The sequence below is a fragment of the Burkholderia sp. Ac-20392 genome, assembly GCF_017104585.1.
GTDB classification, from domain to species: Bacteria; Pseudomonadota; Gammaproteobacteria; order Burkholderiales; family Burkholderiaceae; genus Burkholderia; species Burkholderia lata.
In genome coordinates this window covers 13010-29255 of the sequence record NZ_JAAGPB010000023.1, presented here as the reverse complement: position 1 = coordinate 29255, position 16246 = coordinate 13010, and the positions used below count along the sequence as shown (strand labels likewise).

Annotated in this window: 16 protein-coding genes; 9 read left to right on the top strand and 7 right to left on the bottom strand. The window is 64.5% G+C overall.

Going from position 1 to position 16246, the window contains the following annotated elements; genetic code table 11:
- Positions 1–12 precede the first annotated feature (12 nt).
- The 3 genes from G3N99_RS05700 to G3N99_RS05690 all read left to right on the top strand — a co-directional run bounded on the left by G3N99_RS05700 (position 13) and on the right by G3N99_RS05690 (position 2081).
- Positions 13–1257 (top strand): ATP-grasp domain-containing protein, encoded by a 1245-nt coding sequence (locus G3N99_RS05700; RefSeq protein ID WP_206121879.1) that lies wholly within the window; start codon positions 13–15, stop codon positions 1255–1257.
- Positions 1258–1285: 28 nt separating this feature from the next.
- Positions 1286–1609, top strand: a complete 324-nt coding sequence (gene fdxA / locus G3N99_RS05695) for a ferredoxin FdxA (RefSeq protein ID WP_174939520.1) — start codon at positions 1286–1288, stop codon at positions 1607–1609.
- Positions 1610–1694: 85 nt separating this feature from the next.
- Positions 1695–2081: a nuclear transport factor 2 family protein gene (locus G3N99_RS05690; RefSeq protein ID WP_241011492.1), complete on the top strand. Its 387-nt coding sequence runs from the start codon at positions 1695–1697 to the stop codon at positions 2079–2081.
- A 72-nt stretch (positions 2082–2153) separates the two neighbouring features.
- On the opposite strand, the gene G3N99_RS05685 is transcribed toward G3N99_RS05690, so the two are convergent.
- From G3N99_RS05685 to G3N99_RS05675, 3 genes are all read right to left on the bottom strand, one after another.
- Entirely contained in the window at positions 2154–3188 is a 1035-nt protein-coding gene (locus G3N99_RS05685; protein WP_206121878.1) for a helix-turn-helix domain-containing protein, read from the bottom strand.
- Between the two features lie 443 nt (positions 3189–3631).
- Positions 3632–4072, bottom strand: a complete 441-nt coding sequence (locus G3N99_RS05680; RefSeq protein WP_206121877.1) for a hypothetical protein — start codon at positions 4070–4072, stop codon at positions 3632–3634.
- A gap of 57 nt (positions 4073–4129) precedes the next feature.
- A complete protein-coding gene (locus G3N99_RS05675; protein WP_174939922.1) occupies positions 4130–4735 on the bottom strand; it encodes a TetR/AcrR family transcriptional regulator in 606 nt (201 codons plus the stop codon).
- A gap of 110 nt (positions 4736–4845) precedes the next feature.
- Here G3N99_RS05675 and G3N99_RS05670 point away from each other — a divergent pair, with 110 nt between their 5' ends.
- From G3N99_RS05670 to G3N99_RS05660, 3 genes are read left to right on the top strand one after another with little or no spacing between them, the layout of a single operon-like run.
- Positions 4846–5901 carry a sugar phosphate isomerase/epimerase family protein gene (locus G3N99_RS05670; RefSeq protein WP_206121876.1) on the top strand — a complete coding sequence of 352 codons (1056 nt, stop codon included), beginning with the start codon at positions 4846–4848 and terminating at the stop codon, positions 5899–5901.
- 30 nt (positions 5902–5931) lie between these two features.
- Positions 5932–6816 (top strand): alpha/beta hydrolase, encoded by an 885-nt coding sequence (locus G3N99_RS05665; protein ID WP_206121875.1) that lies wholly within the window; start codon positions 5932–5934, stop codon positions 6814–6816.
- A 2-nt stretch (positions 6817–6818) separates the two neighbouring features.
- Positions 6819–7757, top strand: coding sequence for an alpha/beta hydrolase (locus G3N99_RS05660; RefSeq protein WP_206121874.1), 939 nt, complete (start codon positions 6819–6821; stop codon positions 7755–7757).
- Between the two features lie 38 nt (positions 7758–7795).
- Here the strand turns inward: G3N99_RS05660 and G3N99_RS05655 are convergent, their stop codons facing one another.
- A complete protein-coding gene (locus G3N99_RS05655; protein WP_206121873.1) occupies positions 7796–8044 on the bottom strand; it encodes a hypothetical protein in 249 nt (82 codons plus the stop codon).
- A gap of 60 nt (positions 8045–8104) precedes the next feature.
- Between G3N99_RS05655 and G3N99_RS05650 the strand changes: the two genes are divergently transcribed.
- A complete protein-coding gene (locus tag G3N99_RS05650) occupies positions 8105–9340 on the top strand; it encodes an MFS transporter (RefSeq protein WP_206121872.1) in 1236 nt (411 codons plus the stop codon).
- A 27-nt stretch (positions 9341–9367) separates the two neighbouring features.
- Here G3N99_RS05650 and G3N99_RS05645 read toward each other — a convergent pair whose 3' ends face one another.
- The 3 genes from G3N99_RS05645 to G3N99_RS05635 are packed head-to-tail and all read right to left on the bottom strand — an operon-like array spanning position 9368 to position 11837.
- On the bottom strand, positions 9368–10102 hold the full coding sequence (locus tag G3N99_RS05645; RefSeq protein ID WP_206121871.1) for a polysaccharide deacetylase family protein: 735 nt from the start codon (positions 10100–10102) through the stop codon (positions 9368–9370).
- 23 nt (positions 10103–10125) lie between these two features.
- Positions 10126–10692: a hypothetical protein gene (locus tag G3N99_RS05640; protein WP_241011491.1), complete on the bottom strand. Its 567-nt coding sequence runs from the start codon at positions 10690–10692 to the stop codon at positions 10126–10128.
- Complete coding sequence (locus tag G3N99_RS05635) at positions 10692–11837, bottom strand: glycosyltransferase (protein WP_174942702.1); 1146 nt, start codon at positions 11835–11837, stop codon at positions 10692–10694. Before G3N99_RS05635 ends, G3N99_RS05640 begins: the two co-directional genes overlap by 1 nt.
- Positions 11838–12446: 609 nt before the next feature.
- On the opposite strand from G3N99_RS05635, the gene G3N99_RS05630 reads away from it, so the two are divergent.
- Positions 12447–13751: a dicarboxylate/amino acid:cation symporter gene (locus tag G3N99_RS05630; protein WP_174939537.1), complete on the top strand. Its 1305-nt coding sequence runs from the start codon at positions 12447–12449 to the stop codon at positions 13749–13751.
- A 556-nt stretch (positions 13752–14307) separates the two neighbouring features.
- A complete protein-coding gene (locus G3N99_RS05625; protein WP_206121870.1) occupies positions 14308–16242 on the top strand; it encodes an SMP-30/gluconolactonase/LRE family protein in 1935 nt (644 codons plus the stop codon).
- Positions 16243–16246: the final 4 nt, after the last annotated feature.

Sequence of the window (16246 nt, the reverse complement as noted above, 5' to 3'; positions counted from 1 at the left end):
CCGGAGACCGCGATGAACATTCTCGTATTGCACCGCGTGCCCTATCCGCGCATCGACTATGCGCGCGGCATCGATCACGATCGGCATGACGTCACGTATTTCGGCAAGCCCGACATTCTCGACACGATTCCGGCGGAGCTGCGCTGCTCGCGTGTCGAGCGGGCCGGCGACGCGTCCGCGTTCGACGAGGCGAGTGCCTGGCTCGAAGCCCGTCCGCAACGATTCGACGTCGTGATTTCTTTGTCGGAATACGAATTGATCGACGCGGCGAAGCTGCGGGCGCGATTCGGCATCGCCGGCAAATCGGTCGATGAAGTGATGCTGGTGCGCGACAAGGTGAAAATGAAGGCGGCGGTGCGCGACGCCGGTGTGCGCGTGCCGCGCTTCCTGCCGTTGCGCACGTGGATCGACGCGCAGGGGCACACGCCGTGGCACGGCAAGACGGTGCTGAAGCCGCACAGCGGCGCGTCGAGTGCCGACGTCGTCGTGTTCGACACGCCCGCCGCATTGGTCGATGCGTTGGCGGCGGGGCGCACGGGCGTCGCCGCGCTCGATTCGGACGCGCCGAGAATCCAGGATTTTCAGCTGGAGGAATTCGTCGACGGCCCGATTCTGCATTTCGACGGCATCGTCGCGGACGGCACGCCACGCGCGATCACCGCGAGCCGCTATGTGGGCACCTGTCTCGGCTACGCGGCGGGCCAGCCGCTCGGTTCGTTCCATTTCGCGCTGAGCGACACGGCCCGGCGCTGGGTCGAGCGCGTGCTGGCCGCGGTGCGCATCGACACGGGCAGCTTCCACCTGGAGGCGATCGAACAGGACGGCGAGCTGGTGTTCCTCGAAGTCGGCAACCGGGTCGGCGGTGCGGACGTGGTCGCGACGTTCGAGCTCGCCACCGGCATCCACCTGCCGTCGGTCGAACTGCGATTGCTGATCGGCGAGCCGGCCAGCCTGCCGGTACGCACCGCGTTCGCGCAGCAGCTGTGGCATGGCTGGTTCGTGTTTCCGGGCCATCACGTGCAGGGCGGCCGATTCCACGGGTTCTCCGGCATCGAGCCATTCCGCACGAGCCCGGCGGTACTCGCGTGGGCCGAACTCGAGACGGGCCGCGCGTTCGCATCGAATGTCACGTACTCGGCGCGCGAAACCCCGCTCGCGGGGATCATCGGCACGCCGAGCCCGGACGAGACGCGCGAGTGGATCGAGCGGCTGTTCGCCTCCGCATCGCTGTGCCTCTCCGTGCCGGCGTCTTCCTGACGCACGGGCTTTTCGACAGGAGCCGAACATGGCACACGTGATCACGGAAAACTGCATCAAATGCCGCTACACCGATTGCGTCGAGGTGTGTCCGGTCGATTGCTTTCACGAAGGCGCGAATTTCCTGGTCATCGACCCGGACGAGTGCATCGACTGCGGCGTGTGCCGTGCCGAATGCCCGGTCGGCGCGATCTTTCCCGCCGACGAAGTGCCGGCGGCGCAATACGCGTTCGTCGCATTGAATACGACGCTGTCGAAGACGTGGCCGAGCATCACGCGCAGCCAGCAGCCGCCGGTCGACGCGGCCCGCTGGGCGAACGTCGACGGCAAGCTCGCGCTGCTCGAAGCCTAGCCGGCGACACGACGATATACCGGCATCGCGGCGGGAGCCGGTCTCGACAATCCCGCTTTGCCATTCACCATTCATGGAGGTTTGTATGGCACTCAATCCGCTGCAACAGTTCTTCTCGAAGGTCGGCGCCGGTGACGTACCGGGCGCGCTCGAGGTCATCGACGACGCGACGGTGTTCGAGCCGCAGGGCCCCGAAAGCCTGCCGATCTACGGGCGCTTCGTCGGCAAGGCCGGTGTCGAACGCCTGCTCGGCACGCTGGTCGAGCAGTTCGAGACCGAGCAGTTCGAGATCCGCAAATGGGCGGAAGCTGACGACCATGTGTTCGCGTACGGCTACATGCAGCATCGCGTGCGCAAGACGGGCCGGACCTTCAAGAGCGAATTCGCCGTCGTTGCACGCATCGAGGGCAACGTGATCCGCCACTATCGGATCTTCGAGGACACGGCTGCGGCCGTGGAAGCGTTCGCCTGATCGCCCGGCAGGAGGCGCGACGGCCCGGTGCATCGCACGCCGGGCCGTCGTGCGCTGTGTTTGCCGCGCGGTTCAGCGAATCTGCGCGAGCCAGCCGCTGTAGTCGGTATCCGTGTGTCGTTGCAGGCGATGCTGCGGGTTCCCGGCGACGACGCGCGTCTCGCTCGGTGCGTGACCGAACTCCAGCTTGAACGCGCGGCTGAGCTGCGTGTTGCTGTTGAAGCCGTACCGGTATGCGAGATCGCCGATCCGGTGGCGAGGGCTCTCGGGCGACATCAGCGCGCGGTGAATCGCGAGCAGGCGGCGCTTGCGGATGTAATTCGCGACCCCGCCGTCCTGCTCGAACAACCGGTACAGACTCGAGCGCGAGATGCCGATTTCCTTGCAGATTCGATCCGGCGACAGGTCCGGTGATTCGAGGTTCTGCCGGATGTATTCCTTGATCTTCACGTACAGGGTCGACAGCAACTCGTTGCGTGCATTCGAGATCTCCTGAGCGGTCGGGCTGAGCATCGCCTTCACCAGGCTCAGCGTCGCCTGCTCCGCATGCAGCGCTTCCGACTGCGACAGCGTGCCGATCTTGTCGAGCAGGCTTCGCAGATAGCTGTCGAGGAGCTGGCTGATTCCGCCGCTGAAGATGGTGCCGTGGACGCTCGACGGCAGGCTCGGCAGCATGTCGCGCGCGACCAGCAGCGTGACTGCGTCGCCTGCCTGGATTTCACGGTGATAAGGACGAGCCTGGTCGACGACGAGGATATCCCCGGGCTGGACGAACACCGGCCGGCCGTCGATCTCCCCGCGCACGCTTCCTGCGTCCCGCAGGTTGAACGAATAGTTGTCCATCCCGTCTCGCCGAATGAACGCCGCCGAACGGTTGAGCGCGTACGACAGCGGCACGGCCGCGCTCCCCGGATGATGGTAGGTCCATTTGCCGACCGAGATGTTGCCGAGCGTGTAGCCGATGAACTGGTAGTCGATTATCGGATCAATCGGCGTGGTTAAAGAAAACTCCGCAATCGAATACTGGGTCTGCCACGCCTCGAGACGTTCGGCAGGTAAATAATCCTGTAGGGAGAAACGGAAAGGCGGATTGGTCGAGCTGCTCATCTTGTGGCCCTCAATATCGCATTTTGGTTTGCTAAATTATAGAGGGGTTTCTTAAAGGAATGGGATGGGTGCAGGGGTGGGTCGCTATATAGATTTTCTTCTATCTATATAAGTCGGTTGAATACTTTATTCTGTCTTGATTGAGGGTGTTCCTGTTATTTTTGTTGGGAATCAGTCACGTTGGGGGCTTGCGGAGTAACCTTTTTATCGAAAGCGTCTGATGTTGAAATAATGATTTCGATTCCATGAAATTCCGTCGAATATTGCGGGGCTGGCTTTCTTGCGATTGCCTTTCGGTGTGGTGTGTCATGCAATTTGAAGAGCTGACTCAGTGAACTGGCTCTTGGGTCTCCGAATGCCAGCGCGAGCGGGAGGCCAAAGGCGATCTGCACACACACGTCGCGACGGCGCCCGGATGGCGATACCGGATTACGGACCCCAACCTAGATGATTCGATTCCATGAACCGCTTTCCGCTTTCTCCGGCTCGACGAATGCCCAGATCGCGCGGCAGCGGGTGCAGCGACAGTACATGACCGAACCCGCCGAATCGGGGCCTTCGGAAGAAAAATGAGGCTGGGGAATGTCGGAGAGGAAGCCGCTTGCGACGGCCGCGTCACGACGATGGGCGTATTGCTGATACTCCTGACGCGATACGAACGCTTTGGGCTCGCCGACTCCGAGACAGTGCATGCAGGCTGGAAGCAGACGCGCGATCGCACCGTTGCTCTGCGCTTCACTCCCTCGCATGAGTTTCAGCCATTCACCGCGCGGGACTTGTGCTTCCACGAGCGTTTTTTCGCCCTCAAGCCACGCGCGTAACTGATGCAGGTCGATCTCCCGTTCGCGATAGCGGCGGAGCATGTTCCGGATATCCTGGTCCATGGCGGTCGTGTACCTGATTTTCGATCTCGGAACCCGTATCCCGTCAGTCGTGCCGCGTCACTCCCCATCCCGCAAAGCCATCGCAAGCGGCATCATCGCCGGCCCGATCGAAGCGAGGAGCCGCTCCTTCGACACCCCGTCACGGGATTGAACGGAGATACCGTGCAGCTGCGTCGCATAGAAATCGGCCAGCGCCTTGATGTCGGCGCCCCGCGCGAGCTGGCCCTGTTCGGCTGCGAGTTGCAGGCGTTCGACGATCGACTGCGTGCGTGCGCGCCGATGGGCGGCCAGCCATTCCATCACCCCTTCGTTTTCGGCCGAGTAGTTGGTGGCGGCGGACACCACCATGCAGCCGTGCGGCTGGCCGCGTCGGGTATAGGCGGCGACCGCGTCGCGCAACATCCGTTCGACGGCCGCGCGGACATCGGTTTCCTCGGCGAACGCGCGATCGGCGAAGCCGCCCTCGCCTTGCTCGTAGAGCGCCACGGCCTCCTGGAACAGCGCTTCCTTGCTGCCGAAGGCGGCATAGATGCGCGCTGACGCGATGCCCATCGCTTCGACCAGGTCGGACATCGACGTGCCTTCGTAGCCGTGTCGCCAGAACGCCAGCATCGCGCGTTTCAGCGCCATGTCGCGATCAAATTCTCTCGGTCGTCCCGCCATATCCCTTTCGTCCGTCGTCACATCGTGCGCCGATTTTATCGCGCGCCGTGTTGACACGCGCCGTTCCGCTATTCTATTCTTTGTCGATCAACAAATAATAGGAGTTGATCATGCGTACCCTCAAGGGCCCCAGTCTCCATCTCGCGCAGTTCGCCGACGATGCGGCGCCGTTCGACAGCTTGCCGAACATCGCGCAATGGGCGGCCGGCGTCGGCTTCAAGGCGTTGCAGATTCCCGCGTGGGACGGCCGTCTGTTCGACGTGGAGACGGCCGCGGAAAGCCAGGCCTATTGCGATGACGTGAAGGGCATGCTGGCGGAAAACGGGCTGGAGATCAGCGAACTGACCACGCATATCTTCGGGCAACTGGTCGCCGTGCATCCGGCGTACGACGCCATGTGCGACAACTTCGCGCCCGAGGCCGTGCGCGGCAACCCGGCCGCGCGCACCGCGTGGGCGCTGGACCGGCTCACGCTGGCGGCGCGGGCGTCCCGCCGCCTGGGGCTGACCGACATGGGCACGTTTTCGGGCTCGTTCGCGTGGCCCTACCTGTTTCCATTCCCGCAACGGCCCGCCGGCCTCATCGAGACGGCCTTCGACGAACTCGCGCGCCGCTGGCGGCCGATTCTCGACGTCTGCGATGAAAACGGCGTCAATCTTTGCTACGAGATCCATCCCAGCGAAGACCTGCACGATGGCGTCAGTTTCGAGCGCTTCCATGCGCTGGTCGGCCAGCACGCGCGCTGCAAGATGCTGTTCGATCCGAGCCATTTCGTGCTGCAGCAGCTGGACTATCTCGCGTACATCGATATCTACCGCGACCACATCCGCATGTTCCATGTGAAGGATGCCGAGTTCCTGCCTTCGGGCCGACAGGGCATTTACGGCGGCTATAGCTCATGGCTCGAGCGTGCGGGCCGTTTCCGCTCGCTCGGCGACGGTCAGGTCGACTTCAAGGCGATTTTTTCGAAATTTGCTCAGTACGACTATGCAGGCTGGGCCACCCTCGAGTGGGAATGCTGCCTCAAGGATCAGGAGGACGGCGCGCGCGAAGGTGTCGCGTTCATCAACGACCACATCATCCGGGTGACGGAGCGCATCTTCGACGACTTCGCCGGTGCCGCGGTCGATCAACGGCAGATCCACGACATGCTCGGCATCGCCTGAGCCGGCCCCTCATTGCCAGGAACACTCGATATGTCCGCTCAACTTCAGTCGTCGCAAGCCGACGCTCAAGGCTTTTCGCATCAATACGTCCGCGTCGACGGCCAGCGCATTCATTGCGTCACGGCCGGCGCAGGCACGCCGGTCCTGCTGATTCCGGGTTGGCCGCAAACCTGGTACGCCTGGCGTCATGTGATGCAGGCGCTCGCCGCGCGCGGTTTCATGGCCGTCGCGGTCGATCCGCCCGGCACCGGCTATTCCGACCGGCCGCAGGCGGGTTACGACACGGGCCACACGGCGGCCACGCTGCATCACGTGATGGTGCAACTTGGCTTCGATGTGTACCAGGTGGCCGGCCACGACGTCGGCATGTGGGTCGCCTATGCGCTCGCGAGCGATCGGCCCGAGGCGGTGAAGTCACTGGCGCTCACGGAGGCGGTGATCCCCGGGCTGGCGCCCGCGCCGTCGATCTTCGCGCCGCCGGAAGAGAACATCTTCCTGTGGCATTTCATGTTCAACCAGCTGGCCGATCTGCCCGAGACGCTGATTGCCGGACGTGAACGGGCCTATCTGGAGTTCATGTTCAACCGGTGGTCGTTCCGGCGCGATTGCGTGGCCGTCGATGTGTATATCGACGCCTATTCGGCACCAGGCGGCCTGCGCGGCGGCTTCTCCTATTACCGCGCGATTCCGGAGACGATCCGGCAGAACCAGGCGCGGGCGCAACACAAGCTGACGATGCCCGTGCTCGCGATCGGTGCCGAACATGCGACCGGCGATGCACCGCTGGTCACGATGCGCGATAACGCAACGGATCTGCAGGGCGCGGTCGTGCCCGATTGCGGCCACTTCATCATGGAAGAGGCGCCCGACGCGTTCATCGGCCATCTGCTGCCGTTCCTGGAACGGAGCCGCTGATCATGCCGATCGACGCGAACATCGCCACGCTGCTGGAGCGATTGGCCGGAGGCGAACCGCCTGCGTCGCTGGACGCGTTGCGGCAGGCGACCGAGACGACACTGCGGGGCTGGCATGGACCGCTGGAAGCAATCGACCGGACGGAAACCTTCGCGGTGCCCACGCGCGACGGGCGCCAGATTCGCGTGCGGGCCTATTGGCCGGCGCTCACGTCGGCGCGCGCGGCACGGCAGCCGGCGATCGTCTATGCCCACGGCGGCGGGTGGTGCCTCGGCACGCTCGAGCTTTACGACAATCCTTGCCGCGCGCTGGCCAACGCGGCGCAATGCGTCGTGCTGTCGGTCGATTACCGGCTTGCGCCCGAGCACAAGTTTCCGGTGCCGCTGGAGGATTTCTGCGATGCGCTGGACTGGGTGTTCGGCGAGGCGGCCGGCCTGGGGCTGGACCCGGCGCGCATCGCCGTCGGCGGCGACAGTGCCGGAGGCAACCTGGCTGCGGCTGCCTGCCTGGTCGCACGGGAGCGCGCTGGCCCGTCGATCGCGCATCAGCTGTTGCTGTACCCGCCGCTGGATGCGTCGATGAGCACGACGTCCTATCGGACGTACGGGCAAGGCTACTACCTGACGTCCGAGATCATGCAGTACTGCTTCGACCTGTACCTGGCCGATCCGGCGGATGGCAGCTCACCCAGCGTGTCGCCGCTGCGGGCGGCTTCGCTGGAGGGGTTGCCGCCGGCCACGTTGCTGGCGTGCGAGTACGATCCGGTGTGCGACGACGCGCAGGTGTATGCGGCGCGATTGCGGGACGCCGGTGTGCCGGTCGATTGCGTCGTGCTGCCGGGGATGATCCATGCGTGCATCCATATGGTCGGCGTGACGCCGGCCGCCCGCCAGGTGTTCGACGTGGCCGGCGCGCAGATGCGCCGGGCGTTCCAGCGATGAGCGCATGGCCGTGCAGAGATGGCTGCACGGTCAGGCGGCTATGCGATATCAGGCCGACCGGCGCGTTTTCCGTGACGTCGACGAACTTCCTGCTTGACCAGCCACGCAGTCGACGTATTGACTGCCGACAGCAGGTTGTCTAGATTCTTCGTCATGAACGCACTTTTCGTCACGACCACGACTACCACCACGACCGCCAATGGCGGGCCGGGAGGAGGTCGCGCGTCGTAGGTCAGTGTGTCGAACCCACCCCAAGCCCCGCCGGAAACGGACGGGGCTTTTTTCATGCTCCGTCTGGCCGGCATCGAACGTCAGCGGAGAACATGATGGATGATTGCGATCGCCGAGTGTCCGGCGGCAGAGTCGACCCGTTTCGCCAGAAGCCCGACAACCCGGCCGCCTGGCTCACCGGAATCGCGCAAGGCGTGCCGACGTCGACGCGGATGCTGCTGATCTTCCAGTTCCTGGTGAACCTGTCGGTGTTCGGATCGCTGCCGCTGCTGGCCGCGTTCCTCGACATGGAGCGCCATCTGGACGCGAGCAGCGTTGCCAGCGTGCTGACGGTGAACCTGCTGGCGAGCCGGCTGCTGCCGCTGGTGCTGGGGGCGTCGACGGATCGCTTCAGCAGTCGCGTACTGACCACGCTCGGCCTGCTTTGCCGCGCGGCGGGGTTCGTCGGATTCGCGTTTGCGCAGTCGCTTCCGGGCCTGTTGACGTGGGCGTGCGTGTCCGGGCTCGGGGCCGCGCTTTACGAAACGACCGCGTATTCGATCTTCGGCTCGCTCGACGGCGCCGTGCGTCCCAAGGTGTTCGCGCTGAACAATCTGGCGCTCAACCTCGGCGCGTTGATCGGCCCGGCGCTGCTGATCGTCGTGCCGAACACGAACGGGGCGCTGCCGTTTCTGGTGAGCGGCGTGGTGTTCGCGGCGCTCGCGCTGATTGCGCCGTGGATCGCGGGGCGAAGAACGCACAACGCAGTCGCCGCACACCCGCTGCGCGGCGTGCTGGTTGCGTTTGGCGACCGGCGGTTTCGCCGGCTGTGCTGGGCACTTGTCCCGTTCTGGACCGTGTACACGCAGATTTACGTATTCATCCCGTTGACCTTTTCGCATGGTGCGCACGGCTATAACGGCGTGCGACCGTTCTACATCACGAATGCGCTGATCGGAATCGCCACGGCGTGGCTCGGCATGGGCTGGTTTCAGCGTACGAACTGGCGATCGATGATGGTGATCGGGCATGTCGCGTTGTGCGGCTGCTTTGCGATTGCGGCACTGCTGTTCGCCCGCGATCGGGGCGCGGATGCGTCGCTCGTGATCCTGATCGTGATCGCGATCGTCTTCACGTTTGGCGAAAGCCTGATTCTTCCCGCGTCGAACATTGCGCTCGCCGACCTGACGACGGACGGTAATGCCGGCAGCTATTTCGGCGCATCGGCGATTTCGTGGGCGATCGGCGGGATGCTCGGCAACTTCATCGGCAGCGTCGCCGCAGGCTGGACGTCGCTCGCGCCGGGATGGATGCTGTTTATGGGAATCGCGCTGACTGGTCTGCTCGCATTCGGCAGGCAGCGGCCGGACTAGCCAGGGTGACGGCCGAGGCAGCGTGAACTACTTGCGACGTTGAACCCGCGCCTTTGCACATTTGAACCAGAGCCGCATCGCACCGACGCCGCCCGCGACCGGAATCCGCGGCAACAGGAACCGGTCGTCGTGCGCATCGGCGCAGCCGCGCCGGGTCGTCGTCGCGTTGTGGTACCCCGCGGCAGCGACCTGGTCGCGCACGCGCGGGTCGAGGTCGCCGTACGGGTAGCAGAACGATTCGACGGGCTGGCCGCCGAACGCTTCGAGCCGCTGCTTCGATTCGTTGATCTGAACCGCCGACACGTGTGCCGGCACGTGCGACAGCGCGACGTGATCGAGCGTATGCGAGCCGATTTCATGGCCGTGATCGCGCCAGGCGAGCATGTCCGCGCACGTCATCAGCGGCGAGCGTGCGGTATCGGCACCCGCATCCCAGTCGTTCTCGCGGCCGAACCGGCCAGCGACGAAGTAGCAGGTCGCGGTGAAGCCGAGCTCATCGAGCACGGGCATCGCATGCGTCAGCACGTTGAGAAAGCCGTCGTCGAACGTAATGCCGAAGACCTTCCCGCTGCGCTCGCCGCGCAGGTACGGCTGCAGTTCGCGCACGCTCAGGCCGCGGTAGCCGAGCCGCCTGAACAGCATCATCTGGCGGCGGAACGCATCGGGCGCGACGCTCAGGCCGCGCAGCCGGTCGGTCGGCGGCGGCAGCGTGCGGATCTGGTGATACATCAGGATCGGGTAGCGCGTGGCGGACGGCAGCATGAGCGGGTCGCGAGAGCGGGGAGTTACGCGGCCTTGCGGAAAATCCGCAGGGTCTTGAAGTCGCCGATTTCGACGAAATCGGCATTCGCCGCCCATTGCTCGATGATCGGCTCGGCCTTCCGGTACGCCGACGAGCCCTTGTAGAACAGCAGGTGGCCGTCGCGCGCGGTATGGCGGGCGAACAGGTCGAGCACTTCGGCGTCGGTCTTCGCGCCGTAGCGGCTGTTCGTCTCGTCGCGGAATTCGCACAGATGGAACAGCGTGACGACGTCGAACGCCGGCAGCAGGTCCGAATTGCTCGTATAGATGTCGCCGAAATAGGCCAGATAGGTCTTGCTCACTTCCGGCTGCCGCGTGACGAGATCGACGTACGACTTGTATTCCTTCGGCGACGCCGTCACGCCGAAGACGGTGTTGTTCAGATGCGGCCGCGCGCATTCCATGCCGACATGGTGGTGGCCGCCGGTGCCGAAGTGATAGATGCGGATGCCGTTGAGGCGCGCGGTTTCCAGCCATTCGACGAAGTGCACGTCACACGGGCACTCCTGCGTGCGCAGGTCCCAGTACTTCTTCCAGATATTCATTGCCATTAAACGGACCTCATGGATGTCACCCGACGATACGGGTTGTGGCGAATCGATTTCTGATAGACGGACAGCGTCGCGTCGATGAATCGTTCGAACGAGAATTCGCGCTTGCCCTTCAGCCGCGCGCTGCGCCCCATCGCGCGCACGCACCCGGGCTCGCGCATGATCGCGCGCAGGATGGCCTCGATCGCTTCGGGTTCGCGCGGCGGGACGACCCAGCCGTCCACGCCCGGCTCGACGTTCTCGGGCAGCCCGCCCACGCGCGTGACGATCGCGGGGCAGCCGAGCGACATCGCTTCGCGGCACGCATACGACAGGCTCTCGTGATACGACAGCACGAACGACACGTCGATGATCGAGAACGGTGTCCGCACGTCGTCGAGGCGGCCGGTGAACGCGGTGCGCGCGGCCATGCGGTGCAGCGCGATCTGCTCGCGTTGCTCGGCGGTCGGCTCCGCGCCGACCAGCAGCACGCGAAACCGCTCGCGCTCGTGTTCGGGCAGGCGGCCCAGCGCCGCGATCAGGTCCATCCAGCCTTTTTCCGGCGCGGTGCCGGCGCTGCTGCCGAGCACGATCGCGTCCGCGCCGGACGGCCCGAACAGCGCGATCTTGCGGCGGCGGATTTCGTCGCTGGCCAGTCGTTCCGCGGCCTGCCGGCGTACGCCGTGCTTGACGACCGTGACGTTGCCATACGGCGACCGCAGCGCGAGCATGCCCGCCACGTAGTCGCTGACCGCGATGGTGTGGTCGGTGGCGAGGCGTGCGCGCAGCATGTTGCCGAAGCTGTCGGCGCGATAGGTGTTGTGCTTGGTGAGCACGACCGCGGGCCGATACCGGCAGCCGAGCAGTGCGAGCATCACCTGCCGGTGATCGGCGGACCCGTTGACATGGATGACGTCGTAGCGCTCGGCGGCGATCTGCTGGCGCAGCCGGACGATCTCCTGGTACAGCCGGTTCCAGCGCGGCTTGAATTCCATGTCGAAGATGGCCACGTCGGGGCTGTCCTTCAACAATCGCGACAGGCGGCTGCCTTCCGGCGACGCGACCGTCACACGATGACGCCGGCTCATCGCAGCGGCGAGATCGCGGACGTAGGTGTCCTGGCCGCCGCCGTAGTCGCCGTGGAAGTTGGTATACAGAATGTTCATCACGATGCCGCCTTTCCTCGATCATTCATTTGGAAGGACTGCTGAAAAAATGAGCGTGTCCGCCTGGTGAAAGCAATGACTCGAACCTGGTTCCGCGTGGTCGACGCGTGATTGCGCATCGACGCCCGGACGGGGCGTCACCGCGAATCGTTTCGAAATATTACAGACGCATTACGCACCGTAGTGTCAAGGTCTGCGCATCTTTGTGGAAATGTGTCGCGATCGTTCACCGTGTTGTCACGCAGCGCGGCGCCGCTGGGGAGGAGAGGGGGAGCCCGACGATGCGGGTCCTGTCGCCGGTGCGTGAGCCGTGCCGAGCCCGGTGCGAACGGCGATGTGGCCCGACTACCCCCTCGCCGACCGCGCGGGAAGCGGGCTGGATCGCGACAAAACCCGCCTTTTAGACGACATCCGGACGCAGATCAACTAGACAGACTTTCAGATTTGAAAGCCGGGCGGCCATTTGCGTTAGAATGCCCCCCCTTGTCCGCCATGGCGACCGCCAAAGGCGGACTTGTCGCACCCAGAGAGACGTGGGTTTCGATTCGTAGCCGGGCGCGAAAGATGTGCCAGCCGTTAGCAACATACGCTTTGTGATTTGGATTACTAATGAAGAAGAAGCACAACATCACCAAGTACATCGTTGTCGCGATGATTCTTGGTATCGCAGTGGGTTACGCCTGTCATAGCGCGTTTCCCGACCCGAACATGGCGAAGGAGGTCGCCGGCTACGTGTCGTTGCTGTCCGACGTATTCCTGCGCCTGATCAAGATGATCATCGCGCCGCTGGTATTCGCGACGCTGACCGTCGGCATTGCGCAGATGGGCGACGGCAGTGCCGTGGGCCGCGTCGGCGTCAAGGCGTTCGGCTGGTTTTTCATCGCGTCGTTCACGTCGTTGCTGCTCGGCCTGCTGACCGCAACAATCCTGCAACCAGGCAGCCATCTGAGCCTGCCGCTGCCGGCGTCCGATGCAGCCCTCGGCCTGAAGACGGGCGCCTTCACGCTGAAGGACTTCGTGGTCCACCTGGTGCCGAAGTCGATCGCGGAGGCGATGGCGAACAACGAAATCCTGCAGATCGTCGTTTTCTCGATCTTCTTCGGTACCGCGCTGTCCGCGCTCGGCGAGTCGGGCAAGCGCCTGACGGGTGTGATCGACGATCTCGCGCAGGTGATGCTGAAGGTGACGGGCGCGGTGATGTGGTTCGCGCCGGTCGCGGTGTTCGCGGCGCTGGCGTCGACGATTACCACCCAGGGGCTCGGCATCCTGCTCACGTTCGCGAAGTTCATGGCGAGCTTCTATCTGGCACTGGCGCTGCTGTGGGGCGTGCTGACGCTCGCCGGCGTGACGTTCCTCGGCAAGCGTGCGTTCACGCTGATCCGGCTGATCCGCGAGCCGTTCCTGCTGTCGTTCGCGACGGCGAGCTCCGAAGCCGCGTATCCGAAGCTGCTGGACGCGCTCGACCGTTTCGGCGTGAACCGCAAGATCTCGAGCTTCGTGCTGCCGATCGGCTATTCGTTCAACCTCGACGGCTCGATGATGTACTGCACGTTCGCGGTGCTGTTCATCGCGCAGGTGTACGGCATCCATCTGCCGCTGGGCACGCAGATCACGATGCTGCTGATGCTGATGGTCACGTCGAAGGGGATGGCGGGCGTGCCGCGCGCGTCGCTGGTCGTGATCGCGGCGACGCTCAACCAGTTCAACATGCCCGAAGCCGGGTTGCTGCTGATCATGGGCGTCGACATGTTCCTCGACATGGGGCGCTCGGCCACCAACGCGGTCGGCAACTCGATTGCGGCGGCCGTGGTCGCGAAGTGGGAAGGGCAGCTCGACGATCCGCGCGACGACAACGATCCGGACAATGGACGCGCGATGAAGGTGAAGGTGCCGGAGACCTCGGCATCGGCATGACGCACGACAGTGCGGCAGCGCAGCGATAGCGGCGTGTTGCCTGCTCCCCGGTAGTCGATGATCGCCGGCCTGGATTCGATACGGATTCAGGCCGGCGATTTGTTTTGGGGCCGTGATTCCGTATTGAATGCGGTGGTTTTCCCTGATTCCCTGATTGATACCGGCACGCGCCGTTTCAATCCATCGTCGTTGAACACACGGCGATATTCCCGCAGACAGGCGCAAGCCTGATTCTCCCGATCCTCGATCCCCGGTTCGGCGTGTAAGTGACCATTCACTGTCGCGCAGTCGCATAGTCGCGCTCACTGTCGGCGCGCACGGGCGCCACGGGCAAGGCCGTCGGATTCGAATCCGTGAAAAGCGCAACGCCGCGAGCGATTCGCAATTTTTTTCGATTTATATAACGCTATTCTCGCGCTGCGCATTATCGAACGCATGCTGCACGTAATACCGACTGCGCCGGATGATTCAGGGGAAGAATTTACGCATTGCGGTTTTCAAGCCATCCGGCCGGCCCTTCATGTGAATGTTCGCACCATTCAGGAGAGCATCCGTCATGGTCGCCAGACAACGGTTTCAGGCTGCGCTTCTCGCCGCAGCGATCGCCGCGCTTACCCCCTCCGTTCACGCAAGCAACACCACCGACTGGATCGCGAACACGTACGGCACGCTCGCGGCCCACGTCGGCAATGTTGCGCGCGCGATGTGGGTCGCGCCCGAAGGCGTGATCTATACGGCGTCGATGTGGGACGAGGATGAAGGCGGCGTCGCGATCTACCAGAACGGCAAGAGCATCGGCTCGATCGGCACGCACTCGGAGTTCCAGGGCAGCGCGATCACGGGCAACGCCACGTCGCTGTTCGTCGCGCTGCAGCCGGGCAAGACGTACGGCAGCGGCGCGGTGGGGCGCTACAACCGCGCAACGAAGTATCGCGACCTGGTCATCCAGGTCAGTGCGGCGACCAACCAGCCGCGCATCGACGTCGTCACCGGGCTCGCGACGGCCGGCTCGCTGCTCTATGCGAGCGACTTCTACGGCAATCGCGTGCGCGTGTTCACCACCGACGGCGTGTGGCAGCGGGACCTCAGTGTAGCGGCGCCGGGCGCGCTCGCGGTGGACGGCGCGGGCAACGTGTGGGTCGCGCAGAAGAGCGCGGGCTCGATCGTCGGCTTCAGCCCGGCCGGTGCACTGCTGAACACGATCCGGATGCCGGCCGGGTCGCAGCCGTCGGCGCTGGCTTTCGATGCGGCGGCCGGGCAGTTGCTGGTGGGCGACGAAGGCCCCGACCAGAACATCAAGCGCTATACGGTGGCGGGCCGGCCCGCGCTGGCCGGCACGTTCGGTGTGCGCGGCGGCTATCTCGACACGACGACGGGTATCAAGGGGCAGGTCGGTGCGCAGCGCTTCACGCGCGTCGTCGGGCTCGGCAAGGACACCGGCGGCAATCTCTATGTGCTCAACAATCCGTGGGGCGGCAGCTGGGATCTCGGCCGCAACGGCGCGACCGACATCCATGCGTACAGCAGCACCGGCAGCCTGCGGTGGACGCTGCAGTCGCTGAACTTCGAAGGGATCGCCGCGCCGGACCCGGTCACGGACGGCGCACTGTTCTATGGCGGCACGCAGCTGTACGGCGGCAGCGCGGGCGGCAAGTTCATCGCGAACACGGTCGACCCGTTCGCATATCCGGCCGATCCGCGCATCAACATGAGCGACACGCAGCGCGACGAGCATTTCGGGCTGCTCACGTCGGTGGGCGCGAACCGGATTCTCGTCGCCGCTGGCCAGAACCCGCCGGTCTTCTACTTCTTCCACTTCAACGCGGCGAACGGCTACATCGCGATTCCGGACGGCTCGATCCCGGGCCCCGCGTTCAACACGACGCGGCGCGTGACGAGCGGCTTCAGCATCGACAGCAAGGGCGGCGTGTGGGCCGGCCTCGACAAGACCGGCGCCATTACCCACTATCCGCTGACCGGCTTCGACGCGAGCGGCAAGCCGTCGTGGGGGCCGGGCGTCGCGACCCCGGTGCCCGCCAGCATCCAGCCGCTCACGCGTATCGTCTATCTCGCGGACAGCGACACGATGGTGCTCGCGCAAGGCGCCATCGGGAGCAACGACTGGACGTCGGTCGGCACGCGCATCGAGGTGTATCACGGCTGGAGCGCGGGCAACACGACGAAGCCCGACCCGGTGATCACGCTGCCGCACAGCGGCGCGAAATCGATCGACGCGGTGGGCAACCATCTGTTCGTCGGCTACTGGTTCAGCAGCAGCGGGCCGCTGTGGCCGAACGTCGACGCGTTCAACCTCACCACCGGCAATCTCGACACCACGCTGGTCAACACGAGCCCCGCGACCGTGGATACCAGCAGCGCGATCGATGCGATGTACAGCATTCGTGCATACCGCCGAACGAATGGCGAGTACGTGGTGATGAAGAACAACGTGAAGGGCAACAGCATCACCGTGTACCGGTGGACGCCCTGACGTT

What these genes read in the sequence shown, in the direction of transcription:
- G3N99_RS05700 (WP_206121879.1), top strand. Translation starts at nt 13, where the DNA reads ATGAACATTCTCGTATTGCACCGCGTGCCCTATCCGCGCATCGACTAT.
- fdxA (WP_174939520.1), top strand. Translation starts at nt 1,286, where the DNA reads ATGGCACACGTGATCACGGAAAACTGCATCAAATGCCGCTACACCGAT.
- G3N99_RS05690 (WP_241011492.1), top strand. Translation starts at nt 1,695, where the DNA reads ATGGCACTCAATCCGCTGCAACAGTTCTTCTCGAAGGTCGGCGCCGGT.
- G3N99_RS05685 (WP_206121878.1), bottom strand. Translation starts at nt 3,188, where the DNA reads ATGAGCAGCTCGACCAATCCGCCTTTCCGTTTCTCCCTACAGGATTAT.
- G3N99_RS05680 (WP_206121877.1), bottom strand. Translation starts at nt 4,072, where the DNA reads ATGGACCAGGATATCCGGAACATGCTCCGCCGCTATCGCGAACGGGAG.
- G3N99_RS05675 (WP_174939922.1), bottom strand. Translation starts at nt 4,735, where the DNA reads ATGGCGGGACGACCGAGAGAATTTGATCGCGACATGGCGCTGAAACGC.
- G3N99_RS05670 (WP_206121876.1), top strand. Translation starts at nt 4,846, where the DNA reads ATGCGTACCCTCAAGGGCCCCAGTCTCCATCTCGCGCAGTTCGCCGAC.
- G3N99_RS05665 (WP_206121875.1), top strand. Translation starts at nt 5,932, where the DNA reads ATGTCCGCTCAACTTCAGTCGTCGCAAGCCGACGCTCAAGGCTTTTCG.
- G3N99_RS05660 (WP_206121874.1), top strand. Translation starts at nt 6,819, where the DNA reads ATGCCGATCGACGCGAACATCGCCACGCTGCTGGAGCGATTGGCCGGA.
- G3N99_RS05655 (WP_206121873.1), bottom strand. Translation starts at nt 8,044, where the DNA reads ATGAAAAAAGCCCCGTCCGTTTCCGGCGGGGCTTGGGGTGGGTTCGAC.
- G3N99_RS05645 (WP_206121871.1), bottom strand. Translation starts at nt 10,102, where the DNA reads ATGCTGCCGTCCGCCACGCGCTACCCGATCCTGATGTATCACCAGATC.
- G3N99_RS05640 (WP_241011491.1), bottom strand. Translation starts at nt 10,692, where the DNA reads ATGGCAATGAATATCTGGAAGAAGTACTGGGACCTGCGCACGCAGGAG.
- G3N99_RS05635 (WP_174942702.1), bottom strand. Translation starts at nt 11,837, where the DNA reads ATGAACATTCTGTATACCAACTTCCACGGCGACTACGGCGGCGGCCAG.
- G3N99_RS05630 (WP_174939537.1), top strand. Translation starts at nt 12,447, where the DNA reads ATGAAGAAGAAGCACAACATCACCAAGTACATCGTTGTCGCGATGATT.
- G3N99_RS05625 (WP_206121870.1), top strand. Translation starts at nt 14,308, where the DNA reads ATGGTCGCCAGACAACGGTTTCAGGCTGCGCTTCTCGCCGCAGCGATC.